7 protein-coding genes are annotated in these 26,794 nt (G+C 73.1%); 3 read left to right on the plus strand and 4 right to left on the minus strand.

Annotation, left to right across the window (positions count from 1 at the left end; translation table 11 throughout):
• Positions 1 to 10: 10 nt before the first annotated feature.
• The 3 genes from IEY91_RS17405 to IEY91_RS17415 form a co-directional block, all read right to left on the minus strand.
• Complete coding sequence (locus tag IEY91_RS17405) at positions 11 to 18,826, minus strand: non-ribosomal peptide synthetase (RefSeq protein WP_189174672.1); 18,816 nt, start codon at positions 18,824 to 18,826, stop codon at positions 11 to 13.
• Between the two features lie 121 nt (positions 18,827 to 18,947).
• Positions 18,948 to 20,297, minus strand: a complete 1,350-nt coding sequence (locus IEY91_RS17410) for a serine hydrolase domain-containing protein (RefSeq protein WP_189174673.1) — start codon at positions 20,295 to 20,297, stop codon at positions 18,948 to 18,950.
• Between the two features lie 87 nt (positions 20,298 to 20,384).
• Positions 20,385 to 21,548, minus strand: a complete 1,164-nt coding sequence (locus IEY91_RS17415; RefSeq protein ID WP_189174674.1) for a cytochrome P450 — start codon at positions 21,546 to 21,548, stop codon at positions 20,385 to 20,387.
• Between the two features lie 1,310 nt (positions 21,549 to 22,858).
• Between IEY91_RS17415 and IEY91_RS17420 the strand changes: the two genes are divergently transcribed.
• From IEY91_RS17420 to IEY91_RS17430, 3 genes are all read left to right on the plus strand, one after another.
• Positions 22,859 to 23,938: an NAD(P)H-dependent amine dehydrogenase family protein gene (locus IEY91_RS17420; protein WP_189174675.1), complete on the plus strand. Its 1,080-nt coding sequence runs from the start codon at positions 22,859 to 22,861 to the stop codon at positions 23,936 to 23,938.
• Positions 23,935 to 24,414 (plus strand): carboxymuconolactone decarboxylase family protein, encoded by a 480-nt coding sequence (locus tag IEY91_RS17425; protein WP_164327704.1) that lies wholly within the window; start codon positions 23,935 to 23,937, stop codon positions 24,412 to 24,414. Before IEY91_RS17420 ends, IEY91_RS17425 begins: the two co-directional genes overlap by 4 nt.
• 193 nt (positions 24,415 to 24,607) lie before the next feature.
• Positions 24,608 to 25,216, plus strand: a complete 609-nt coding sequence (locus tag IEY91_RS17430) for a hypothetical protein (protein WP_164327703.1) — start codon at positions 24,608 to 24,610, stop codon at positions 25,214 to 25,216.
• A 100-nt stretch (positions 25,217 to 25,316) separates the two neighbouring features.
• Here the strand turns inward: IEY91_RS17430 and argG are convergent, their stop codons facing one another.
• Positions 25,317 to 26,762, minus strand: a complete 1,446-nt coding sequence (gene argG, locus IEY91_RS17435; RefSeq protein WP_164327702.1) for an argininosuccinate synthase — start codon at positions 26,760 to 26,762, stop codon at positions 25,317 to 25,319.
• Positions 26,763 to 26,794 lie beyond the last annotated feature (32 nt).

Raw genomic sequence — 26,794 nt, forward strand, 5'->3', positions numbered from 1 at the left:
GTGAGGGTCCTTACAGTTCGTCGTGGTCGCTGTCGCCGCGCGCGGCGTCTTCGAGTTCGCTGAGCACCTGCTCCTCCACCAGGTCGGCCAGGGCGGCGACCGTGCGGTGGACCAGGACGTCGCGGGGGGTGAGGCTCACGCCGAAGGCGTCGTTGGCCCGCGAGACGATGCGCAGGGCACGCAGGGAGTCACCGCCGAGCAGGAGGTAGTCGTCCTCCGCGCCCACCGTCGTCTGCAGGACCTCCTCCCAGATGTCGGCCAGGACCTGCTCCGTGGGAGTACGGGGTGCGACACGCTCGGCCGTCTCCGCCAGGTCCGGGGTGGGCGCGGGCAGCGCGGCCCGGTCGGTCTTGCCGTTGTCGGTGAGCGGGAAGCGCTCCATGACGACGAAGGCGGAGGGCACCATCGGGCCGGGCAGGGCACCCGCGGCCAGGACGCGCAGTTCCGCTGCCGCGGGGGGCTCCGCGCCCGGCACGACCAGCAGGTGGGCGACCAGACGCGGCAGGTCCGCCTCGTCCTCCCGCACTGTCACCACGGCGTCCAGGACGGCGGGGTGCCGCGTGAGGACCGTCTCGACCTCGCCCGCCTCGATGCGATGGCCGCGCAGCTTGAGCTGGTGGTCGGTGCGGCCGAGGTAGTGCAGTTCACCGTGGGCGTCGCGGCGTACGAGGTCACCTGTGCGGTACATGCGGGCGCCGGGCACACCGAAGGGATCGGCGGTGAAGCGGGACGCGGTCAGGCCGGGCCGGTTGAGGTAGCCACGGGCCAACGACGGCCCGCTGAGCCACAGTTCACCGGCCACACCATCGGGCACCGGCCGCAACCGCGCGTCCAGCACGTAGGTCCCCGTGTCCGGCAGCCGCCGACCGATCGGCGGGGCGGCATCATCCGGCTCCAGCGGAGCCGACCAGGTGGCGACCACGGTGGCCTCGGTCGGCCCGTAGGAGTTGACCAGGCGATGGTGCGGCGCCCACCGCGCCACCAACTCCGCCCCACACGCATCCGCCCCGACCGTCAGCGTCTTGAGGTCGGGCAGCGTGCCGGGAGTGTCCGACGGAAGCGTGGCCAACGCGGCAGGCGGCAACAACGTATGCGTGATGCGACCGCCACGCAGCACCTCGGCCAGCTCCACACCAAGCAGCGGACCGGGCGGCGGCACCACCAGACTCGCCCCCTGCGGCAGCGACATGCACAGTTCGAGCACCGAAGCGTCAAAGCTCGGCGTGGCGAAGGCGAGAACCCGATCGCCGGGGCTCACCTCATAGTGCGCGGCCTCGGCGGCAGCGAAGCCAGCCACGCCCCGGTGGGTCACGACCACACCCTTGGGCGTGCCGGTCGACCCCGACGTGTAAATGACGTACGCCGGATCATCAAGCCGCAACGGACGCACACGGTCGGCGTCCGTGGGCCGATGCCCCAGCTCGCCGTCAGGTACGCCGGCAAGCAACTCCGCGACCTCCTCGGCGCCCACGGTCAGTGCGGGCGCAGCGTCCCGCAGCATCAGCGCAACACGCTCCTCCGGGTAACCGGGATCGACCGGCAAGAACGCCGCACCCGCCTTGGTGACCGCCACCTGGGCCAGGACCATCTCCGCCGAACGCGGCAGAGTCAGCGCCACGAGATCGCCGGGACCCACACCCCGCCCGATCAGCCGGTGCGCCAACACGTTCGCCCGCGCCTCCAACTCCGCGAACGACAACGCCAAGCCGGGCGCGTCCAAAGCGAGTGCGTCCGGAGTGCGATCCACCGCCGCCTCCACCAGCACAGGCAAGGCCGCCGGTGCCACGGAATCGATCTGAGGGCGGGCAGGCCCGGCCAGCAACCGCGACCGCTCCGCAGGCGGCAGCACATCGACGGCGTCCAGGCACGTGGCGCCCGTCGCGTCCGCGAGCGCGTGCAACGTATGCAGGAGCTGATCGGCGAGGGAGCGAGCCGTCGTCTCCTCGAAGTACCGGGGGTCATAGCCGAGTTCGACGGAGAGCCGATCCCCGGGCGAAATCACCACTGTGATCGGGTAGTTGGTGGCCTCGCGGGCCTCCAGGTCCCGCATCCGTACGCCGTGGGCGCCCGCGGTGCTGTCGTCGACGGGGTAGTTCTCGAAGACGAGCAGGCTGTCGAACAGTGGTGTCCCAGCAGGCACTTCGCTGAAGCCGTGCAGACGGGTGAGCGGTATGTGGCCGAAGCGGCGGTCCTCGGCCCGCGCGGCCTGGGTGCGGCGCAGCCACGCGTCGCACGTCTCCCGGCCGTCCACGGTGGCCCGCGCGGGCAGCGTGGTGATGAACAGGCCCGTGATGGTGTCGGCGCCCGGCAGGTCCGAGGGCCGTCCGGAGACGGTGGTGCCGTAGCAGACCTCGGGCTCGCCGCTCCATCGTGAGAGGAGCAGCGCCCAGGCGCCCTCGACCACGGTGTTGAGGGTCAGCCGGTGCAGGCGGGCGTACTCCTGGAGCCGCCGGGTGGAGTCCTCGCCGAGCCGCTGCGACAGCCAGGTGCCGGAGGAGGCGGTGGCGCCCAGGGCGGGCCTGCGGTCGTAGGGCAGGGCGGTGGGGGCGGTGAGTCCGGCGAGGGTGGTGCGCCAGTGCTCCTCGGCGCGGGCGGTGTCGCGCCCTGCGAACCAGGCCGCGTAGTCCGCGAACGGGCGGCGGTCCGGAAGGCGCGGCTCGTCGCCCGCGGCGAGCGCCGAGTGGCAGGCCACGACGTCCGACAGGACGTGGAAGACGCTCCAGCCGTCGAGCAGGACGTGGTGGAAGGTCCACACCACGCGCACCTCGTCCGGGGCAAGGCGGATCAGGGCGACGCGCAGCAGCGGCACGCCGTCGAGGGCGAGGCCGCGCGCCTTGTCCTCGGCGAGCAGCCGCTCAAGTTCCGCCGTACGCCGCTCGGGCGTCAGGTCGCTCCAGTCGTACTCCCTGACGGGCAGGGCCGCCGCGCGGTGCACTGCCTGGAGCGGGACGGGAACGCCGCTGAGGACCACGGCGGTGCGCAGCATCGGGGTGCGGTCGACGACGTGCTGCCAGGCGGCGGCCAGCGGGCCGGTGTCGCGCACCCCGTCCATCACGAAGGTGACCTGCTCGGTGTAGACGCCCCCGCCGGGGTCGTCCATGCCGTGGACGACCATGCCGGACTGGGTGGGGGTGAGCGGGTAGACGTCCACGATGTCGTGGCCGGTGCCCACCAGGCGGTCCACGGTCTCCTGGTCCAGCGGGGCCAGCGGGAAGTCCGACGGGGTGCGGCCCCCGGCGCCGGGCTCGGCGCAGTGCCGCACGATGGCGCGCAGCTCTTCGGCCAGCTCGGCGGCGAGCCGGTCGACGGTGTCGCGGCGGTACACCTCGCGGGAGTACGACCAGGTGAACTCCAGGCGCTTGTCGGTGACATGGCCGAGGACGTCGATGAGGTGCGGGCGCTCCGCGGCACGGTCCATGCCGCCGACGAGTCCGCCGTGGGGTGCGTGCAGCAGCCCGCCCGCCGGGGTGTTGCCGTCCTGCTGCCCTAGGTAGTTGAAGCCGAGCTGCGGCAGTCCGGGGAGCCGGTCCCCCGCCGTGGCGTGCAGGTGGCGCAGGGCGCCGTATCCCAGTCCGCCGCGCGGCACGGCGCGCAGGCTCTCCTTGACGGACTTCAGGGCGGAGCCGGTGTCCGCGTGCCGGGGCACGTCGAGGGCGACGGGGTACACGCTCGTGAACCAGCCGACCGTACGCGACAGGTCGACGCCGTCGAACAGTTCCTCGCGGCCGTGGCCCTCCAGCGTGACCTCCACCCGGTCGCGTCCGGTCCAGCGCGCCATGACCCGGCCCAGGGCGCACAGCAGGACGTCGTTGACGCGGGTGCGGTAGGCGTCGGGCACGTCCTGGAGCAGCCTGCGGGTGTCCTCGCGGTCCAGGCGGACCGTCACCGTCTCCTCGCAGGCGGCGGTGTTGGCGCCGGTGAGATCGACGGGCAGCGGAGCGGCGCCCCCCGACACCCGCTCCCAGTGGGCGAGTTCGTGGTCGAAGCCGCCCTCGGCGGTGTGGTCGGCGAGGCGGCGCGCCCACGCGCGGAACGACGTGGTCTTCGGCCCGAGGTCCACTGGCTGCCCGTCGCGCAGCGCGCGGTAGGCGATGTCCAGGTCCTCCAGGATCACGTGCCACGACACGGCGTCGACCACCAAGTGGTGGGCGGCGAGGACCAGTACGGGCCGCTTGTCGCCGTCGGGGCGGCACAGCGCGGCCTTGAGCAGCGGGCCTGCGGCCAGGTCGAACCCGCCGCCGAGGCGCTCGGCCAGCTCGTGCAGCGCCGCGTCGGTGCCTTCCGGGGTGCGCCGCGGCAGGTCGTGCGCTTCGAGGTGGGCTTCGGCGCCGGGGGCGGCGATGTGCTGGCGCCAGTGCCCGTCGCCGTCCCTCTCGCAGCGCAGCCGCAGGGCGTCGTGGTGGTCGAGGACCGCGGTGAGCGCGCCGCGCAGCAGTGTCTCGTCGGTGTCGGCGGCCAGGTGGTGGCAGGCCGCCTGGGTGAGCTGCGCCGGGTCGCCGGCGAGGGTGTCGAACAGGTAGTGCTGTACGGGGGTCAGCGGCGCCTCGCCCACGACCGGGCCCTGTTCGGCCCGGATCGCCGTGGTCGGCAGGTCCTCGGCCGCCGCGGCCAGTTCCGCGACCGTCTGGTGCTGGAACAGGTGCCGGGGGTTGAGGGCCAGTCCTGCCCGGCGCGCGGCGGAGACGATCTGGATGCCGAGGATGGAGTCGCCGCCGAGGGTGAAGTAGTTGTCGCGCACGCCCACGTCGGGCACACGCAGCACCTCGGACCAGATGGTGGCGAGCGTCTTCTCGGCGTCGGTGCGCGGCGCGTCTTCCCCGTTGCCGGTGCCGCCGGCCGGCCACACCGGTTCGGGCAGCGCCCGGCGGTCCAGCTTGCCGGTGGCGCCGAGCGGCAACTGCTCCAACGGCACCACCACGGACGGGACCAGGTGGTCCGGCAGCGTCCGCGCGAGGAAGTTGCGCAGTTCGGCGGAGTCCGGGAGGTCGGCGCCGTCGGGGACGGCGTAGGCCACGAGGCGCCGGTGGCCGTCGTGCTCGACCACCTGCGCGGCGGCCGCGGACACCTGCGGGTGCCGGGCGAGGGCGGACTCCACCTCACCCAGTTCGATGCGGAAGCCGCGCAGCTTCACTTGGTGGTCGGTGCGGCCGAGGTAGTGCAGTTCGCCGCGGGCGTCTCGGCGTACGAGGTCACCTGTGCGGTACATGCGGGTACCGGGCGCACCGAAGGGATCGGCGGTGAAGCGGGACGCGGTCAGACCGGGCCGGTTCAGGTAACCGCGCGCCAACGACGGCCCGCTCAGCCACAGTTCACCGGCCACACCATCGGGCACCGGCCGCAACCGCGCGTCCAGCACATAGGTGCCGGTGTCCGGCAGCCGTCGGCCGATGGGCGGGGCGGCATCATCCGGCTCCAGCGGGCCCGACCAGGTGGCGACCACGGTGGCTTCCGTGGGCCCGTACGAGTTGACCAGACGATGGTGCGGCGCCCACCGCGCGACCAGTTCGGCACCGCACGCATCGGCTCCCACCGTCAGGGTCTTCAGGTCGGGCAGCGTGCCGGGCGTGTCCGACGGCAGCGTGGCCAACGCGGCAGGCGGCAACAGCGTGTGCGTGATCCGCCCCTCGCGCAGCACCTGCGCCAACTCGGCGCCCAGCAGCGGACCAGGCGGGGGCACCACCAGACTCGCCCCCTGCGGCAGCGACATGCACAGTTCGAGCACCGAAGCGTCAAAGCTCGGCGTGGCGAACACGAGGACGCGGTCGCCGGGACTCACCTCGTAGTGCGCGGCCTCGGCGGCGGCAAAGCCCGCGAGGCCCCGGTGGGTGACGACCACACCCTTGGGCGTGCCGGTCGACCCCGACGTGTAGATGACGTACGCCGGATCATCAAGCCGCAACGGACGCACACGGTCGGCGTCCGTGGGCCGTCGTCGACCCTGGTCCTGATCACCGGTGAGCAGACCGCTGACCTCCTCGGCTCCGAGGGTCAGTGCGGGTGCCGCGTCCCGCAGCATCAGCGCGATCCGCTCCTCCGGATATCCCGGATCGACCGGCACGAACGCCGCACCCGCCTTGGTGACCGCCACCTGGGCCAGGACCATCTCCGCCGAACGCGGCAGAGTCAGCGCCACGAGATCGCCGGGACCCACGCCCCGCGCGACAAGCCGGTGCGCCAGCACATTCGCCCGCGCCTCCAACTCCGCGAACGACAACGCCAAGCCGGGCGCGTCCAAAGCGAGTGCGTCCGGAGTGCGATCCACCGCCGCCTCCACCAGAGCAGGCAGAGTCACCGGCGCGACCGACTCGATCGCCGGACGGGCCGTGCCGCCCGCCAGCAACCGCGACCGCTCCCCAGACGGCAGCACATCGACGGCGTCCAGCCGTGTGGTGTCCTTCGCGTCCGCCAGCGCGTGCAACGTATGCAGCAGCTGGTCCGCCAGAGAGCTGGCCGTCGACTCCTCGAAGTACCGGGGGTCATAGCCGAGTTCGACCGAGAGCCGCTCCCCGGGTGAAATCACCACAGTGAGCGGATAGTTGGTCGGCTGCACGTCGCGTTCCTGGTCGATGGCCAGGCCGTGCCGGGCCAGGGCGTCCGCGTCGAACGGGTAGTTCTCGAAGACGACGATGCTGTCGAACAGGCTGGTGCCGCCGGGTATGTCGCTCCAGGTCTGCAGTTGGGCGAGCGAGACGAAGTCGTGGCGCCGCGACTCCGACTGGGCGGCCTGGAGATCGCCGAGCCAGTCGAGGAGGCGCCGCTGTCCGTCGACGCGTACCCGGGTCGGCAGCGTGTTGATGAACAGGCCGACCATGGACGTCACACCGCGCAGGTCGCCCGGGCGCCCGGACACAGTCGTGCCGAACACCACGTCGTCACCGCCGCCGTAGCGGGAGAGAAGCAGCGACCAGGCGCCCTGGAGCATGGTGTTGACGGTCAGCCCGGCCTGCTGGGCAGTGTCCCGCAGCCGCGCCGACGCGTCGGCGTCGAGCGTCACGCGGACCGAACCGGACGAGGAGGCGCGGTGCGCCTCGGCGGTCCTGTGGTCCCGCGGCAGTTCCGTGGGCGCGGCGAACCCGGCGAGGAAGGTGCGCCAGTACTGTTCGGCCTGCTCGTGGTCCTGGCCGGTCAGCCAGCCCAGGTAGTCGGCGAAGGGCGCCCGGTCGGGAACCTCGGGGCGGCGTCCGGTGGTCAGCGCGGCGTACCGCTCGCACACCTCGTCGAAGACCTGGGCCGCGCTCCACCCGTCGAGCAGGACGTGGTGGAACGTCCACACCATCCGCACCCGGTCCGGCGCGAGGCGGATGAGGGTGAGCCGCATCAGCGGTGCCGCCCCCAGGTCGATGCCGGTCGCGCGGTCCTCGGCGAGCAGCCGGTCCATCTCCTGCTCGCGGCGCTCGGCGGACCAGGTCGTCCAGTCGTGGTGGGTGACGGGCACGGTGGCGCGCCGCTGCACGACCTGGAGGGGTTCGGCGGTCTCCTGCCACTCCAGGCGGGTGCGCAGCACGGGGTTGGCGTCGGCAGTCTGCTGCCACGCCTCGGCCAGGGCGTGCGGGTCGGTGACGCCGCGCAGCACCAGTTGGACCTGGTTGACGTAGGTGCGGCCGTCCGGGTCCAGGAGGCTGTGGAACAGCATGCCCGCCTGCATCGGCGTCAGCGGGTAGAGGTCGGTGACGGCGCGGCCGTCGCCCACGATCCGGTCGAGTGCCGACTGGTCGAGGCGGGCCAGCGGGTAGTCGGACGGGGTGCGGCCTCCGGCGCCGGGCTCGGCGCAGTGGGCGACGATGCCTTCCAGGGCCTGGAGCATGCCGGAGGCGAGGCCCGTGACGGTCTCCTCGCGGTGTGTGCGGTGGCTGTAGTACCAGGTGATCTCAAGGCGGTCGTCCTCGACGCGGGCCACCACGTCGAGCAGGTGCGGGCGCACCGACTCGGGGGCCTCGGCGCCGCCGAGCCCGCCGGGCACGGAACGCACGAGCGCGCCGTCGTCGTCGCCCCGGGCTCCGCCGTTCCAGCCGAACCGGCCCAGGTAGTTGAAGCTGACGGCGGCCTCCGGCGCACCGGTCAGCCCCCCGTCCGCGTCCAGGTGACGCAGCGCGCCGTAGCCGATGCCCCGGTCGGGGACCGAGCGCAGTTGTTCCTTCACTGCCTTCAGGGCGGCGCCCCAGTCCCCGTCCGGCACCGCGAGCGCGACCGGGTACAGGGAGGTGAACCAGCCGACCGTGCGCGACAGGTCGATGTCGTCGAACAGTTGGTCCTCGCGGCCGTGCCCCTCCAGGCCGACGGCGACCGTCCCGCGCCCGGTCCACCCCGCGAGGACCCGGCCGAGGGCGGCCAGCAGGGCGTCGTCGATACGTGTGCGGTAGGCGCCGGGCACCTCGCGCAGCAGCGCGTCGGTGCGCTGCCGGTCGAGTCGTACGGTGACCTCACGGACGTCGGCCATGGTGTTGCCGCCGTCGCCCTCACCGTCCACGGGCAGCGGTGCGGCGCAGTGCCGGGACACGTCCTGCCAGTGCTCGCGCTGTGCGGCGAAGCCGCCGGATTCGGTGTGCGCGTGCAGGCGGCGGGCCCACTCCTGGACGGAAGTGGTGCGCTCGGCGAGCCGTACTCCTTCCCCGGCGCGCGCCTGCCGGTAGGCGGTGTCCAGGTCCTCCAGGAGTACGCGCCAGGAGACGCCGTCGACCACCAGGTGATGCACCGTCAGGAGCAGCCGTGGGCGGGCCCCGGTGAACAGGCGGGCGGTGAGGAGCGGGCCTGTGCCGAGGCGGAAGGCGGCGTGCGCCTCGGCTGTGAGGCGGGCCTCGGTGTCCTCGGCGTCCGCCGAATCCAGATCGCTCAGGTCGTGGACTTCGAGGAGTTCGGGTGCCGCCTTCTCGGCGTCGGCGCACGTCTGCCGCCATGCGCCGTCGTCCTGCCGGTCGAAGCGCGAGCGCAGGGCGTCGTGGTGGGCCCACAGGGCGGTGAGTGCGCGGCGCAGGGCGTCGGCGTCGACGTCCTCGGCTGTCTCCACGACGACGGACTGGTTGAAGAACTCCGGGCGGTGCGGGTCCGCGTCCAGGAACCAGTGCTGGATGGGCGTGAGCGCGACCTCCCCGGCCACCGGGTCGGTACCGGCGACGGGCGCGGCGGTGCCGCCGGCGGCCGCGAGGGCGGCGATGGTGGGGTGGCGGAACAGGTCGCGCGGGGTGAGGGCGAGCCCGGCGGCACGGGCGCGCGAGACCACCTGGATGCTCAGGATCGAGTCGCCGCCCAGCATGAAGAAGTGGTCGTCGGCACCGACACGTGCCACGCCCAGCAGGTCCGCCCAGATCTCACTGAGGATCTGCTCGGCTCCGGCACGCGGCGCCCGGTAGGCGGTGTCGCCCGTCGCGCTCCAGTCGGGCTCGGGCAGCCTGCGCCGGTCCACCTTGCCGTTGGCCGTCAGGGGCAGCTCCGGCACGGTGACGAAGGCGGCGGGCAGCATGTAGTCCGGCAGGTCCGCCGCCAACCGGTCGCGCAGCTCGGCCGCGGCCGGAACCGGTGCGCCCGGGGCCGGTACGAGGTGGGCGGCCAGGCGTTTGCGTCCGGCCTGCTCGTACAGGGACACGACCGCTTCGGCGACGGCCGGATGGGCCGTGAGCCGGGCCTCGATCTCGGCGGGCTCGACCCGGAAGCCGCGAATCTTGATCTGGTCGTCCGCGCGCCCCACGAAGTGCAGTTCGCCGTCGCCGCTCCAGCGCACGATGTCGCCGGTACGGTACATGCGGGTGCCGGGCGCGCCGAACGGGTCGGCGAGATAGCGGGCGGCGGTGGCCCCGGGCAGTCCGGCGTAGCCGCGGGCCAGACCGGCACCCGCGACGTACAACTCCCCTGGAACGCCGGGTGGTTGGGGCTGCAGCGCGTCGTCGAGGACGTACACGCGGGTGTTGTCCAGGGGCCGCCCGATGGGCAGCACCGCGGGCAGCGGGTCGCCGGCGCGGAAGGGGCGCCGGGTGGCGAACGTGGTGGTCTCGGTGGGGCCGTAGCCGTCGACGACGGTCAGGCCGGGGCAGGCGTCCAGGACCCGCGCGACCACCGCGCCGGGCACGGCCTCACCGCCGGTCCACACCTCGGCGGCACCGCGCAGGCAGGCCGGGTCCTCCTGGGCGAGCAGACGGAAGAGCCCGGCGGTGAGCCACAGGCAGCGCACGCCCTGCTCGTCGATCGCGTGGCGTACGGCGGCGGCGTCCAGGTCGTCCGGCGGCGCGAGCACGGCCGTTCCGCCGTGCAGCAGCGGCACCCACAGCTCGTACGTCGAGGCGTCGAAGGCGTGCGGGGAGTGCACGAGGACCCGCTCGTGCCCGGCGAAGGCACGGTCGAGAGCGAGCGCAGCGACGTCCCGGTGGCGCACGGCGACGCCCTTCGGGAGGCCGGTGGAGCCCGAGGTGAACATCACGTACTGGACGTTGTCGGGGTGCACGAAGGGGATGCCCGGACCGCCGGGCGCGGGTGCGCCGGACGCCCGCCCGTCGGACAGCTGCGCCCCGTCGGACAGTGGCGCCCCATCGGCCGCCGCACCGCCGAAGGCTCCGGCGAAGTCGACGTCGAGACCGCCGCCGAAGCCGCCGCCAAGGCTGTCGTCGAGGTCACCGTCGACGCGCAGCACCCTGCCCTCGGGCAGCACACCGCGCGCGCTCTCCTCCCAGGCGGCATCCGTGAGCAGCAGCCCCGCGCCCACATCACCGAGCATGTGCCGCAGCCGCTCGTCCGGAGCCCTGCCGTCCAGCGGGACGTACACGCCGCCGGTGCGGGCGAGGGCGAGTTGCGCGACGACGAGGGTGACCGAACGGTCCATCAGGACGCCCACCGCGACTTCCGGCGTGACGCCGAGCGCGATGAGCCGACCGGCGAGGGCCTCGGCCCGGTCGTCCAGCTCTCCGTAGGTGAGCCGTTCGTCCCCGGCTTCCAGGGCGACGGCGTCGGGCGTGCGGCGCGCCTGTGCGGCGAACAGGTCCGCCGCGGTGACGTCCGGGGTGTGCGCGGCGGTGTCGTTCCACGTTTCCAGCACCTGGTGGCGGCGGGCGGGTGTCAGCAGGGGAAGCCGCGCGGGCGCGCGTTCCGGCGCGGCCGTCATGCCTTCCAGGAGGACGGTCAGGTACTCGGCCATCCGCGCGACGGTGGCGGCGTCGAACAGTTCGGGGTCGTAGCCGACCCGCAGGGCCAGTTCCGTCCCGGGGTACGCCACCAGGCTGAGCGGGTAGTTGGTGGTCTCGATGCCGTCGAGCCCGGTCAGCCGCAGCCCGTGGGCGGCGGCGAGGTCGTCGTCGACGGGATAGTTCTCGAAGACCACGATGCTGTCGAACAGCGCGGCCCGTTCGGGCAGTTCGCTGAGCGCCTTCATCCGCGTGAGCGGTACGTGGTCGAAGCGGCGGTCCTCGCTCTGGCCGCGCTGGAGGTCGCGCAGCCAGTCGAGGAGGGTGCCCTCGCCCGCCACCGTGACGCGGGTGGGCAGGGTCGATATGAAGAGCCCGGCCATGTCCTCGGCGCCGGGCAGCTCGGGCGGCCGGCCGGAGACGGTGGTGCCGAAGACGACGTCGTCCCGGCCCGCCTGCCGGCTCAGGAGCACCGCCCACGCGCCCTGGACCAGGGTGTTGACGGTCAGCCCCGCCGACCGCGCGAGGTCTTCGAGCGCCCGGCTGGTGGCCTCGGGCACGGTGACGCGGACCGCGTCCGTCGACTCGGCGTGGTGGCTCTCGCGCGGCTCGCGGTCGTAGGGCAGCGGGGTGGTCTCGTTCAGGCCGCAGAGGCGGTCCCGCCAGTGCTGTTCGGCCTCCGCCGCGTCGCGCTCGCGCAGCCAGGCCACGTAGTCGCGGTACGGACGCCGGTCGGGCCGCTCCGTGAGGGAGCCGTCGGCGCCGGGCGCGCCGGTGATCCTGGCGTGGTGGGCGAACACGTCGGACAGGACGTGGAACAGGCTCCAGCCGTCGAGGATCAGGTGGTGGAAGGACCACACCACCCGCACGGAGGTGTCGGTGAGCCGGGCGAGGGCCAGGCGCTGGAGCGGGGCCGGTGTCAGGTCGGCGCCGCGCTCGCGGTCCTGGTCGAGGAAGTCCCGCAGCCTGGTCTCCCGTTCGTCCTCGCTCAGCTCGCGCCAGTCGAGGTGGGTGACGGGGACGGCCACGTGGCGCCGCACCACGAAGAGAGGCTCGGGGACGTCCTGCCACACGACGTCGCCGCGGAGCACCGGTGTGCGGTCCGTGACCTGTTGCCAGGCCGCCGCGAACGCCTCGGCGTCGGACACGCCGTCCAGGACGAACGACAACTGCTGGAAGTAGACGCGCCGGTCGTCCTGCGACAGGCCGTGGAAGAGCATGCCCGTCTGGGTGGGCGTGAGCGGGTGGACGTCGTCCACCGCGCCGGGGCCCTCGCCCGTAATGCGGTCCACGGCGGCCTGGTCGAGCGCGACCAGCGGGAAGTCCGACGGGGTGCGCCCGCCGGTGCCGGGGGTGGCCGCGTGCCGGGCGATGTCTGCGAGCGCGTCGGCGAACCGCCCGGCGAGGCCGGTGACGGTGGACTCGTGGTGCAGCGCGGCGGAGTAGAACCAGGTGAACTCCAGCTCCTCGCCGTCCAGTTGACCCACGACCTCCAGCGGGTGGGGGCGGGCGGCGAGCGGGTCGGCGTCCAGCTCCAGCGGACGGAACGTACCGCCGTACAGACCGTCGGACTCCTCACCGACCCCGAACCGGCCGAGGTAGTTGAAGCTGACCTGCGCGGCGGGCGCAGGCGGCAGCACGCCGGTCCTGCCCAGGTACCGCAGGACGTCGTGCCCCAGACCGTGCCGGGGCACCACGCGGAGCTGTTCCTTGACCTGCTTGAGTACGGCGTCCCAGCTCGCGTCCTGCGGGACGGCGAGGGCGACGGGGTGGCGGGTGGTGAACCAGCCGACGGTGCGGCTGGTGTCGACGTCGGCGAAGAGTTCTTCTCGGCCGTGCCCCTCGACGTCCACGAGCACGCGCTCGTGTCCGGTCCACGCGCATAGCACCCTGCCAAGAGCGCTCAGCAGTACGTCGTTGACCCGGGTGCGATAGGTGTCCGGCAGCGTCCGCAGCAGCGCGGAGGTGTCCTCGGCGGTCAGGCGTACGGTCACCGAGCGCGCCGTGGCGTAGGTATCGGCGCCCGTCAGGTCGCGCGGCAGTTCCGCCGCGGCGCCCGCGGTGGCCTGTGTCCAGTACGCCGCCTCGTCGTCGAAGCCGCCCTCGGCGGCGTGGGCGGTCAGGCGCCGGGCCCAGTGCCGCAGCGGTGAGGTCTTGGCGGGCAGCGCCCCGCGCCCGTCTCGGCCCTCGCGGCGGGCACGGTAGGCCCGGTCGAGGTCCTCGAGCAGGACGCGCCAGGAGACGCCGTCGACCACGAGGTGGTGGACGGCCAGGTGCAGGACGGCGGGCAGGCCCTCGCCCCGGTCGTGCAGGACAGCGCGCAGCAGGGGGCCGTGGTCGAGGTCGAAGGGGCCGAGGTGCGGTGTGTCGGTGCCGGGGCCGGTGTGGTGGGTGAGGCGCAGCCGGGGCATGCGTACGTCGATGTGCCACCGGGCGCCGCCCGGCCCCCCGGCGACGCCGGGGAAGCGGGAGCGCAGCGCGTCGTGGTGCGCGACGACGTCGTTGAGCGCGTGCTCCAGGGCCGCCGCGTCGACGGTGCCGGTCAGCTCGGTGGACAGGGTCTGCGCGAAGTGGCCCGACCGTTCGCTCGCGGTCGCGAGGTGCCCGGCGCGTTCGCCCGCGCTGTCGAACAGCCAGCGCTGGATGGGTGTCAGCGGTGCCGTGCCGGTGGCGTCCACGACGGCCGGGGCCGTGGTTCTGCGGGGTCCGGAGGCGTCCGCGCAGCGGGCGAGGGCGGCGATCGTCTGGTGCCGGTAGACGTCACGGGAGGTCACCGTGAGCCCCGCCTGCCGGGCCTGGGCGACCACTTGGATGCTGAGGATGGAATCGCCGCCCAGGGCGAAGAAGTTGTCGTCGGCGCCGACCCGCTCCACGCGCAGCACCTGGGCCCAGATCCCGGCGAGGGCCCGCTCGGTGGGGGTGCGGGGCGCGACGTGGCGGGTGGTGTGACCGGTGGGCGCCGGTGCCGGGAGGCGGCCGCGGTCCAGCTTGCCGTTGGGGTTGAGCGGCAGTGCGGACAGCACCGTGACGGTCGCGGGGACCAGGTAGTCGGGCAGGGTGCGGCCGAGGGTCCGGCGCACCGCCTCCGGTTCGGGGCGCGCTCCGGGGGCCGGGACGACGTAGCCGGCCAGGCGCCGGTGGCCGTCGCTCTCCAGGACGGTGGCGGCGCTCTGCGCCACGCCCTCGCACCCGCGCAGCGCCTCCTCGACCTCGCCGAGTTCGATGCGGAAGCCGCGCACCTTGACCTGCTGGTCGATCCGGCCGAGGTACTCCAGTTCACCGTCGGCGGTCCAGCGCACGAGGTCCCCGGTGCGGTACATGCGCTGCCCCGGCAGGCCGAACGGGTCGGCGAGGAAGCGGGCGGCGGTCAGGCCGGGGCGTCCCAGGTAGCCGCGCGCGAGACCACCGCCGCCCAGGTACAACTCACCTGTCACGCCCGGAGGTTGGGGCCGAAGGAGCCGGTCGAGGACGTAGGCGCGGGTACGCGCCACGGGCCTGCCGATGGGCGGGGACTGGCCCGGCGCCTCCTCGCCCGCGAACCAGGCGGTGGCGTAGACGGTGGCCTCGGTGGGGCCGTAGATGTTGGCCACCTCGCAGGACGGCATGGCCTCGCGCAGGTCGCGTACGGTCTGCGCGAGCAGCGCCTCGCCCGCGAGGACGACCGTGTCTGCCTCCAGGGGCGCGCCGCCCGCGGTGAGCATCCGGGAGACCACCGAGGGCACGCCGCTGAGGAGCCCGGCCCGCTTGGGTCCGTCCGCGTCGGCGAGCGCCGTCAGGTCGGCGACCACCTCGACGCTGCCGCCCGCGAGCAGCGGGCACAGCAACTCGAAGACGGACACGTCGAAGTTGAGCGAGGTGGAGGCCACCACGTGCGCGAACCCGCGGTCACCGAACCGCTCGCACGCCCACGCGGCGAGCGCGGCGACGCTGCGGTGGGTGACCACGACTCCCTTGGGGCGGCCGGTCGAGCCCGAGGTGTAGATGACGTACGCGGGGTGATCCAGGAGCAGGGGCCGCAGCCGATCGGAGTCCGTCAGGTCCGCTTCGGTCGGGTCCGCCTCAGCCGCGCCCAGGGTCTCGTCGGCCAGGCACTCCTCGAGGATCAGCGGAACGCACCCGTCGGGCAGCGCGTCCGCGGTCTCCCGGGCGGCCAGGATCAAGGCGGGCGCGGCGTCGTCGAGCATGAAGGAGATGCGCTCGCGCGGATACGCGGGATCCACGGGCAGATATCCGGCACCCGACTTCAGGACCGCCCACAGGGCCGGCAGGAGGTCCGCGGTGCGCGGCAGGCACATCGCCACGAGCGTCTCGGGACCGGCGCCGCGCGCGACGAGGAGGCGGGCGAGCCGGTTGGCGCGCCGGTTCACCTCGGCGTAGTCAAGCCGCGTCGCGCCGCAGAGCACGGCGGTGCGGTCGGGGGTGCTCGCCACCTGCGCCTCGAACAGTGAGGGCAGCGTGCCGTCGACGCCCTCGTGCTCCCCGGCGGGCGCGGGCGGGTTCCAGGATTCGAGCAGGGTGCCCCGCTCGTCCTCCGACAGGAGCGGCAGCTTGGCCAGGGTCCGGTGCGGGCCCTCCACCATGCCTTCGAGGAGGCGGTGCAGATGACCGCTCATGCGCGAGACCGTGGCCGCGCCGAACAGTTCGGTGTTGTACTCGACCGTCAGCTCGCAACCGCCGTCCGCCTGCGGCGAGAACTCCAGGACCAGGTCGAAGCGGGCGGCCGGGCGCGGCAGCGGATGGTCCTCGACGCGCACCCCGCCGCAGTCCGCGGGATGGCCGGTGGCGGTCTGCTGGACCACGAGGGCCTGGACCAAGGGAGTGCGGCTCGGGTCGCGGGGCGGGGCGAGTTCCTCGACGACGCGGTCGAACGGCACCCCGTCGTGGGCGAAGGCGTCGAGGACGGTCGCGCGCATGCTCTCCACGAACCGGTCGACGGTCATGGTGTCGTCGACCTCCTCGCGCAGCACCACGGTGTTGGCGAAGAAACCGGTGACGTCCTCCAGGTCCCTCCGCCCGCGCCCGTTGGTGACGGTGCCGAAGGCCACGTCCCGCTGCCCGGAGTACCGGGAGAACAGCACGGCCGCCGCTCCGGCGAACAGCGTGAAGACGGTGGTGCCGCGGCCTCCGGCAAGGCGCCGCAGGTCGGTGATCAGGGCGGCCGGGAGCCGGTGGCGGTGCGCGGCGCCCGCGGTGGTGCGCACGGCGGGGCGCGGCCGGTCGGTGGGCAGCTCCAGTTGCTGTATCCCCGTCAGATGCCGCTTCCAGTACGCGAGGTCCTCGGCGTGGCGGTCGCCGGACCGCTCGTGCTCCCACACGGCGAAGTCCGGGTACTGCACGCCGGTCGCGGGCAGGGCGTCCGGCGTGCCGGAGACCTCCGCGCGGTAGAGGGCGGTCAGTTCCCGGGTCAGGATTCCCACCGACCAGCCGTCGGTGACGATGTGGTGCTGGGCGAGGAGCAGCAGGTGGTCGTCGTCGGCGCGGTGGACGACAAGGGCCCGGGTCAGCGGCCCCGCCTCCAGGTCGTAGGGGCGGCTCAACTCGTCGGCGAGGAGCCGCTCGGCGGCCTCGGCGCGCTGCTCGGCGGGCAGTCGCCGCACGTCGGCGTTGCGCAGCGGCAGGTCGGCCGCGCGGCTCACCCGCTGTACGCCCTGCCCGTCGACGGTGGCGAACGTGGTGCGCAGCGACGCGTGGCGGGCGGCAAGGCGATCAAGGGCGCGGCGCAGTGCCGCGGTGTCGAGGTCTCCGCGCAGCCGCACCGCCACGCCGGTGTTGTACTCGGTGCCGCCGTCGGTGAGGTCGTCGAGGAACCACAGGCGCCGCTGCGCGCTGGACAGCGGGAGCGGCCGGCCGCGCGGGGCGGCCGGGATGGGCTCCGCGGCCACGGCGGCGGCCGGGTCGCCGAGCAGAGGCGCGAGCGACGCGACGTTCCGTGCGGTGAAGACGTCCCGTACGAGAAGGCGGACGCCCAGCTCGTCACGGATGCGGGACAGGGTCCGCGCCGCCAGGATCGAGTCGCCGCCGAGGTCGAAGAAGTCGTCCTTCACGCCCACGGCTTCGACGGCGAGGACATCGGCCCAGATGTCCGCGAGTGCCCGCTCCGCGGGCGTACGCGGCAGGACACGGCCGGGCGCGGGGGCGTGCGCCGGGGCGGGCAGGGCGCGCCGGTCGATCTTGTTCTGCGGGGTGAGCGGGAGTTCGTCGAGTACGACGACGGCCGAGGGCACCATGTGTGCGGGCAGCGCTCCGGCCGCGAAGGCCCTCAACTCCGCGGGCCCCGGGGCGTGTTCGGCGTCGGTGGCCGCCGTGACGTAGCCGACGAGCCTGCGCCGTCCCGGCTCGTCCTCGCGCACCACGACCACGGCCTCGCGGACGCCGGTGTGGGCGAGGAGTGCCGCCTCGACCTCACCGGGTTCGATGCGGAAGCCGCGCACCTTCACCTGGCGGTCGACGCGCCCGAGGTACTCGAGGTCGCCGTCGGCGGTCCAGCGTGCCCTGTCTCCGGTGCGGTAGAGGCGGGCGCCGGGCGGGCCGAAGGGGTCGGCGACGAAGCGGCCCGCGGTCAGTCCTGGCCGGTTGAGGTAGCCGCGGGCCACACCGTCGCCGCCCACGAACAGTTCGCCGTCACCGCCGGGCGGCACCGGCCGCATGTCCGCGTCCAGGACGTGGGCGCGGGTGCCGGGCAGCGGGCCGCCGATCGTGGGGGTGCCGCTTCCGGCGGTGAGGGGCCCGGTCCAGGAGGCGACGATGGTGGCCTCGGTCGGACCGTAGGAGTTGATCATCCGGCGCCCTGGCGCCCAGGTGTCGACGAGGTGCGCCGGGCAGGCCTCCGCGCCCACGATGAGCGTCCGCAGGTCCGCCGCGCCGCCGGGGCCGGGCGCGGGCAGGGTGGCGAGGGCGGCCGGGGGGATGAGGGTGTGGCTGATGCGGAACTCGTCCAGGACCGCGGCGAGTTCGTCGCCGAGCCACGGCCCGTCCGGCGGGACCACGAGGGTGGCGCCGGTAAGGACCGAGATGAACAGCTCGAGCACGGAGGCGTCGAAGCTGGGTGAGGAGAACTGGAGCACGCGGTCGCCCGGACCCACCGCGTACCGCTCCGCGGCGGCCTCGACGAAGCCCGCGATGCCCCGGTGGGTGACCGTCACACCCTTGGGCCTGCCGGTCGAACCGGAGGTGTAGATGACGTACGCGGCATGGTCGGCGCCGACCGGCGCGCCCGGCACTCCGGCGTGCGCTCCCCCGGCGTCCGTGGCGGAGGAGCCACTTCCGCCGTCCGTACCGTCCATCACGTCACGGACCACGCGCAGGTCGTCGAGCACCACCGCGGGCCCCGCGTCGGCCAGCATCAACTCGCGCCGCTCGGCGGGGTAGTCGGGGTCGACGGGCAGGAAGGCGGCGCCCGCCAGGGACACGGCCAGTTCGGCGGCGATCAGTTCCATGGAGCGCGGCAGGACCAGGGCCACGGTCCGCTCGGGGCCCGCCCCGCGCCGCATCAGTTCGGCGGCGAGCCGCCCGGCACGGGCCGCCAGCTCGCGGTAGGACCACGTCCGGTGGCCGTCGGTCAGCGCGGGCGCCTCGGGCGTGCGCGTCACCCACGCGCCGAACAGCTCGGCCAGCGGCCGGTGCGGCGCCGGATCCGTCCCCTCGGTTCCGGTGGCCGCGGCGGCCTCGGGGGGCCGCGGCCGAGAAGACGCCGGAGTGGATGTGTCGTGCGGCTCGTTCATGGGGGCAGTCCTTCAGTGCGGGGACGGTGCTGGGCGCGCCGCTGCGGGAGGCACCCCCGGACGGCGGAGTCATGGGGGTGCCGCGGCCGCACGGCACAGGAAGACGGCGGAGCGGTGTACGTCAGGCGGTGCCGGTGCGGCGGGCGGCGCGACCCGAGATCTGCACGTGCTCGATGACGCCGGTGGCGGGGTCGCGGTGGAACCGGCCGCCGGGCTCGAGGCGGCCGGTGGCGGGGTCGACGAGATCGCACGTCAGGTCCGGGTAGCAGACCAGGGGCAGCGGGGCGTCGCCGTCTACGGACAGCGTGGGGCGGCCGTCCGCGTCGAGGGTGATCAGGTATTCGGTCGGGCCGTTGTGGTAGGCGCCGGCGCATTCGGGGAGGGCGATGGGGTCGCCGCGGTGAGCGGGTGCCGGAGCGGTCGGCACGCGTGCGCCGGTGAGCCGGGTGAGGTCGTCGACGAGGTCCTGCCAGAGCTTGGTGGCGCCGCCGGCGTTGCCGGTGAAGGCGACGACCACGCCGCTTTCCGGTTCCACCCGCAGGTGGCAGGAGGTGCCCTGCGCGTTGCCGTCGTGGCCGCACCACCTCCGGCCGTCCTGGTCGAAGAGCGCGACGCCGAGGCCCCAGCCGTCCGCCAGGGCGCCCGGGGCGGCGCCGGGTTCGGCCCTGCGCATGCGGGCGGCGAGGTCGGGCGGCAGGACGGTGGAGCGGCCCGCCAGGGCGCGTCCGATGTCCACCAGGTCGAGCGCGCCGGCCAGCAGGGCGCCGGCCGGTGCCTCCACCGGTGCCAGGTTCTGGTGGGCCGGGCGCAGCCGGCCGGTGGCCGTGTTCACTGCGTGGCCGACGGCGCTGGGGCGGGCGGGGGCGGGTCCGCCGAGGAAGGCGGGCGCGGTGCCCAGGGGGTCGAGGAGCAGGGCCTGGACGGCTTCCTGCCAGGTCATGCCGGTCACCAGCTCCACGAGGCGGCCGGCGGCTATGTAGCCGGCGTTGGAGTAGGAGAAGCCGGTGCCGGGTGCGAACAGCGCGTCCTTCGCGGTGCAGAGCCCGGACAGATAGCGGGTCGCGGTGGTGCGGGCGGCGGTGTCCGAGTCGGGTCCGGTCGGCAACCCGGCGGTGTGGCCCAGGAGGTGACGGATCGTCACCTTCGGTAACTCGCGCAGTTCGGGGAGGTAGGAGGCGACGGGGTCGTCCAGGTCGAGATCGTCGTCGTCGGCCAGGAGGAGGACGGCGGCGGCGGTGTAGACCTTGGTGACGGAGCCCAGCGGGACGGCCGTGTCGGCGGTGTACGCGCGGCCGGTGGCGGCGTCGGCGGTACCGGTGTGGACGCTGATGAGTTCGGTGCCGGTGTCCACGGCGAGGTGGGCTCCGGGTACCCGGTGGGCGCGGGCGAGGCTGTCGAGGCGGTGCTGTAACTCCTGGCGCAGGAGCGGTGTATGCCGGTCGACGACCGGCGTGGCTATGGGATACGGCATGAGAAAGGCACTCCCGTTGGCTGTGGCTCGTGGAAGGTGACGCCGACCGGGCGGGATGGGCGGCCGGCCGCGCCGAGGTGCGGGTCGCTAGGGCCTTTTGACCTCGACCGGCAGATGACGTACGCCGATGATGACGGCGGGGTTCTGGTACGTGACGTCGGCGTAGGAGGGGACCGCGAGATCGCGGAAGTCGTCGAGCAGCATGCGCAGCGCGATCCGGGCCTCCAGGCGGGCCAGCGGCGCACCGAAACAGAAGTGGATGCCGTGGCCGAACGTCAGGTGGTTGTTGGGGCTGCGGCGGATGTCGAGGGTGTCGGGCGCGGTGAACCGGCTCGGGTCGCGGTTGGCGGCGCCCAGGTGGGCCATGACCAGGGAGTTGACGGGCAGTTCGTGGCCGCCGAGCTCCACTGGCCTGTTGATGCGCCGGCCCAGTTCGGGGAAGGGCGGCAGCAGCCGCAGCACCTCCTCGACGGCGACCGGCAGCCGGTCGGGTTCCGCGCGCAGGGCGGACAGCGTGCCGGGCTGCTGGTCGAAGGCCACCAGGGCGTTGCCGAGGAGGGCGGTGGTGGTGACGTGTCCGGCGACCAGGAGAAGGGCGACGAAGCCGACCATTTCCTGGTCCTCCAGGCGCACGCCGTCCACTTCGGCGGCGATGAGTTCGCTGATGAGGTCGTCGGCGGGGTGTGCGCGGCGGTGCCGGATGTGGTCGAGGACATAGCTGTTCATCTCGCGCACGGTCGGCGCGATGGCTTCGAGCGCGCGCTCCAGGTCTGCCGCGTCGGGCGCCTCGCTGAGCTGGTCGCCGCCGAAGAGGGTGGCGGCCCACTCCTGGAACAGCGGGTGATCGTCCGCCGGGATGCCGAGGAGTTCGGCGATCACGATGATCGGCAGGGGGTAGGCGAGGGTGTCGACGACGTCGAACCTGTCGCGGTCCGCCACGGTGTCGAGCAGGCGCCTGCACACGGCTTCGATACGCGGTTCGAGGCCCTGCACCACGCGCGGCGTGAACGCCTGGCTCACGAGGGTGCGGAACTTGCGGTGCTCCGGCGGGTCCATGCCGACGAAGTTGCCCTGGGTGAAGGCCGCGAAGTCCTCCTGGGTGGGGGCGATCGGGGTCATGTCCGAGGAGTACGTCGCCGGGTCGGCGAGCACGGCGGCGACCCCTTGGTGGTCCACGACCCGCCACACGCCCTGCGCTTCGTCGTAGCTGACGGGCCCGCCTTCGCGCAGGGCCTGCCAGCGGTCGGTCAAGGCGGCGAAGGGTAAGTCCGGCCGTGTCGCTTCGTTGCTGGTCACATCTCTCCCTATGAATGGCGCGTGCGGGCGCGTTGGGGCCACGGGGTTGCGGCTCAGGCGGTCGCGTCGGGCGCGCCGGACGTGGGCATGGTGCGCCCCTGGCCGGACGGGCAACGCGCGCGGACGGGAACGGCGAGGGCCTGGCATGCCTGCCTCCGCTGCACCGGCGGGCTCGAACTCGGCATGCTTGCGGACCAGTTGGGCGCGCATGACGCGCGGGCCGGCACCTGCGCGAGTCTAGGCGCTGGTGGCGTGCCCGCCGGGCCGTACGGCTGTCATCCGCCCGTCAACGAGGCCGTGTTGGCCGGGCTCAACACAGCCGCCACGGCGCACTTCGGTGCTTCGCCCACCCCTGGACGAAGGACGGCACCCGTGGTGCGAACCTTGCCGACATCACTCATCCCCCAGTGAAACGTTCCGCGCCGCTGGTTGCGCGCGCGCTTCCCCATGCACCTACGAACTGGTGGCGGCCCCCCTGAGGCCGGATACCCAGGAACGGGGTGAGGCGGTGCGCACACCCTGCCGGACCCCTGTCCGGCGCTCTGCTCAGTGCGCACTCGAACCACCTTCGTCCCGGTGGAACTCGGCCACAGTCTTCACGGTGGGTCACGGGATAGCAACCCCCTAAAGTTGAACGGATAGTGTTCTTGGTAACGCGTGCAGTAACCGGCGAGTAGCTTCCACGAGCCCCCAACCTCGTACGACAGCCATGGCCGGGCCGCCGCCTGCCCCAAGTGCCCGGCTGCCACCCCCTCAAACACACGCCTCCGGAACACGGCGCGTTCCGCCCTGCGGACAAGTGACCGAAAACCCCTCCGACCAGGGGCTCAAGTCGGATTCACCGCACGAACGACTAGCCGGTGAACACCGGTTGGCCGGATCCCTACGCCGACAAGCCCCCATCAGGGTCCGCGGCATTGACACGGACGGGTCATCTGCGATCCGCCCGGACACGGACGAACGTCCCGAAGAGCGGCGCCACCCGGCCCGAGGGGGGAGCACTGGGGGCGCATGGTCACACAGCGTGCGCGGGCGCATGCTCCTGATGGAGGAGGCGTTCACCCTGGCCACGGTCGCACGGAACGACCGCCTGCGTGCGCCCCACCGGATCCGCCCCCCTGTTCCCCTGGACCCGCTGTTCCCCTCAACCCACGAAGACAGCCAGGACGGCCCGCACACGCGGCAGTTCAACAAATCTGACGGTACGTCAGAAAATGTGGTCGTGCCCCTAGGAAGTGCGAGACCCTGTCGTTACCCTCCGGCGCATGATTTCCACGGTGGTCTGGGGTACCGGAAACGTCGGCCGCGCGGCCATCCGCGCCGTCCACGCCCACCCGGCGCTGGAGTTGGCGGCCGTGGTCGTCAACAACAAGGACAAGGTCGGCCGCGATGCCGGCGAACTCGGCGGGCTCGGCCGCGCACTGGGCATCGCGGCGACCGCCGACATCGGGGCGACGCTCGCCGCCCGCCCGCGCGCCGTGGTGTACGCGGCGTCCGGTGACATCCGCCCGGACGGCGCGCTCACCGACGTCACCCAGGCGCTCCGCGCGGGCTGCGTGGTCGTCACGCCCTCCCTCTACACCTTCTACGACAAGCTGAGCACCCCGCCCGAACTGCGGGAGCCGGTCCTCGACGCGATCGCGGCGGGCGGCGGGTCGCTGTTCGTCTCCGGCGTCGACCCCGGCTGGGCCAACGACGTGCTGCCGCTGCTGATCAGCGGGCTCGGCACCACCGTGGACGCGATCCGCTGCCAGGAGATCTTCGACTACTCGACGTACGACCAGGAGGACTCGGTCCGTCATCTGGTCGGCATGGGCCACCCCATGGACTATCAGCCGCCGATGCTCCTGGAGTCGGTGCCGACCATGGTGTGGGGCGGACAGATACGTCTGATGTCCCGCGCCCTCGGCGTCGAGCTTGAGGAGATCCGCGAGACGGTGGAGCGCCGTCCGCTGGACGCGACGGTGCGCACCCGCACGATGGGGGAGTTCGAGGCGGGCACCCAGGGCGCGGTGCGGTTCGAGGTGCAGGGCGTCGTCGGCGGCGTACCCCGCATCGTCGTCGAGCACATCACCCGCATCCACCGGTCCTGCGCCCCGGACTGGCCCACTCCCCCGGACGGCGACGGCGCGCACCGGGTGGTGATCGAGGGCCGTCCGCGCATCGAGGTCACCGTCGAGGCCACCGACGAGGACGAGAACCGGTCCGCGGGCGGGAACGCCACCGCCGTCGGCCGCCTGGTGGGCGCCGTCGACTGGCTCGCGGCAGCGGAGCCCGGCCTCTACGACGCCCTCGACGTCCCGCTGCGCCCCGCGGTGGGCACCCTGGGAAGGAAGCAGTCATGATCATCGACATCCCCGACGGCAAGGAACCGATCGGGTACGTGTGGGGCGAGATGGTGCCCGGCATCGGGGCCGCCGCCGCGAACTTCTCGATGGCGGTCTACGAGCACACGACCCTGGGACTGCGCGAGTTCGAGGCCGCCCGGCTGCGGGTCGCGCAGATCAACGGGTGCGCCTTCTGCCTCGACTGGCGTACCGAACGCGACGGGCAGAAGGTCGAGGACGGGTTCGCCGACGCGGTCACCGAGTGGCGCACCACGGACGCCTTCGACGACCGCACCCGGCTGGCCGCCGAGTACGCCGAGCGGTACGCCCTCGACCACCACGGTCTCGACGACGACTTCTGGACGCGGATGAAGGAGCGCTACAGCCAGGCGGAGATCGTGGAGCTGACCATGAGCGTGGGCTCCTGGCTGGCGTTCGGCAGGCTCAACCATGTCCTCGGCATCGACAGCGTGTGCGTGCTCCCCTCGCACTGAAACACCCTCAACTCACATCTGCAGGGCGCACGTTGTTGCTGTTCGGTGACATGCGGGACAGATCCGTGACGTACGCGAGGACAACGGTCACGGGGCGCCACGGGTCGTACGGAACGTAGATCGCCACGCACGGGGGCGGTCCGGTCCGCGCGGGAAGCAGCGGGTCGACGAGAGCCGACTTGGGGAGACGAAGATGAGCGTGCGTGTGAATGTGAGACTGCTGGCCGTGGCGGCCGTGGTGGGTGCCTCGGGTGTGGCGGTGGGGACGGTTCCGGCCGCGGCCGCCGACGGTACGCCTCGTTTTCTGGCGCCGTCCGAACTGCCGCCGCACGCCTCGTCGGCGTGGCACGCCGGCCCGGTGACGGCCGGTCAGCCGGACCCGCTGCCGATGTGCGGGGGCGAGGCCCTGCCGTCGATCTCCGTGCACCGCGCCTACCGCACGGACCTCGACACCGGGGCCCTGCAGGTGACGGTGGTCGAGCGCAGCGAGCAGCGGGCCAAGGACTTCGCGGCGCTGGTGCGCAAGGACCTCGCCGGCTGTGCGAAGAAGGTGATGCAGCAGTATCCCGACACGACCGCGGCGCAGAAGTACTACGGCAAGGTGAACGCCGAGGAGGGCGCCTACGTCTACGGCGTCCACACCAAGGCGCCTTGGGGTGCCTCCGACATCAACATGTACGCGGTGGGCCGCGACGGCAACACGGTGACGCTCGTCCACTGGGGGCAGATGGGCGGCTTCGCCGACGCGCAGGTGGCCGACTTCAAGACCACGACCGCCACGGCCGTGAAGAAGCTGTACTGACACATCGGGCCGATGAACGGCCGGGGCCCCGCACCTGCGTTGTCGCGCAGGTGCGGGGCCCCGGTCGTGCTGTCGTCGCCCGGACCGGGCGACGGGCCGGTCAGTCGACGCCGAACTCCATCGCGGCGCGGTCCAGCATCTCCTCGTCGCCGGAGACCTCGCCGCGGGACGCGATCGCCTCGGCGCCGCCCTCGGGGACGCTGCCGATCAAGCCGGTCGCGGCCGCCTGCGCGGCGCCGACGGCGGGGCTCTCGGAGCCGACCAGGCCGAGGCCCGCGTACTGCTCCAGCTTGGCCCGCGAGTCGGCGATGTCGAGGTTGCGCATGGTGAGCTGGCCGATCCGGTCCACCGGGCCGAACGCGGAGTCCTCGGTGCGCTCCATGGACAGCTTGTCCGGGTGGTAGCTGAACGCCGGGCCCGTGGTGTCGAGGATCGAGTAGTCCTCGCCGCGCCGCAGCCGCAGCGTCACCTCGCCGGTGACGGCCGCGCCGACCCAGCGCTGCAGCGACTCGCGCACCATCAGCGCCTGCGGGTCCAGCCAGCGGCCCTCGTACATCAGCCGACCGAGGCGCCGTCCCTCGTTGTGGTACTGGGCGACGGTGTCCTCGTTGTGGATCGCGTTGACGAGCCGCTCGTACGCCGCGTGCAGCAGCGCCATGCCGGGCGCCTCGTAGATGCCGCGGCTCTTGGCCTCGATGATCCGGTTCTCGATCTGGTCCGACATGCCCATGCCGTGGCGGCCGCCGACGGCGTTCGCCTCCATCACCAGGTCGACCGGGCTCGCGAACTCCTTGCCGTTGATCGACACCGGCCGGCCCTGGTCGAAGCCGATGGTCACGTCCTCGGCGGCGATCTCGACCGAGGGGTCCCAGAACTTCACGCCCATGATCGGGTCGACGGTCTCGACGCCCGTGTTGAGGTGCTCCAGGATCTTGGCCTCGTGAGTGGCGCCCCAGATGTTGGCGTCCGTGGAGTACGCCTTCTCGGTGCTGTCGCGGTAGGGCAGGTCGTGGGCGAGCAGCCACTCCGACATTTCCTTGCGGCCGCCGAGCTCGTGCACGAAGTCCGCGTCCAGCCAGGGCTTGTAGATCCGCAGGCGCGGGTTGGCGAGCAGTCCGTAGCGGTAGAACCGCTCGATGTCGTTGCCCTTGAAGGTGGAGCCGTCGCCCCAGATCTGTACGTCGTCCTCGAGCATCGCCCGGACCAGGAGGGTGCCCGTGACGGCGCGGCCCAGCGGCGTGGTGTTGAAGTAGGCGCGCCCGCCGGAGCGGATGTGGAACGCCCCGCAGGTGAGCGCGGCCAGGCCCTCCTCGACCAGCGCCACGCGGCAGTCGACCAGGCGGGCGATCTCGGCGCCGTAGGTCTTCGCGCGGCCGGGCACCGAGGCGATGTCGGGCTCGTCGTACTGACCGATGTCGGCGGTGTAGGTGCACGGGACGGCGCCCTTGTCGCGCATCCACGCGACCGCGACCGAGGTGTCGAGGCCGCCCGAGAAGGCGATGCCGACGCGCTCGCCGGCGGGAAGGGAGGTAAGGACCTTAGACATAGGAAGAGTATGCACCCTCACGCATGATCATG

The sequence above is a fragment of the Streptomyces lasiicapitis genome (assembly GCF_014646335.1).
GTDB classification, from domain to species: Bacteria; Actinomycetota; Actinomycetes; order Streptomycetales; family Streptomycetaceae; genus Streptomyces; species Streptomyces lasiicapitis.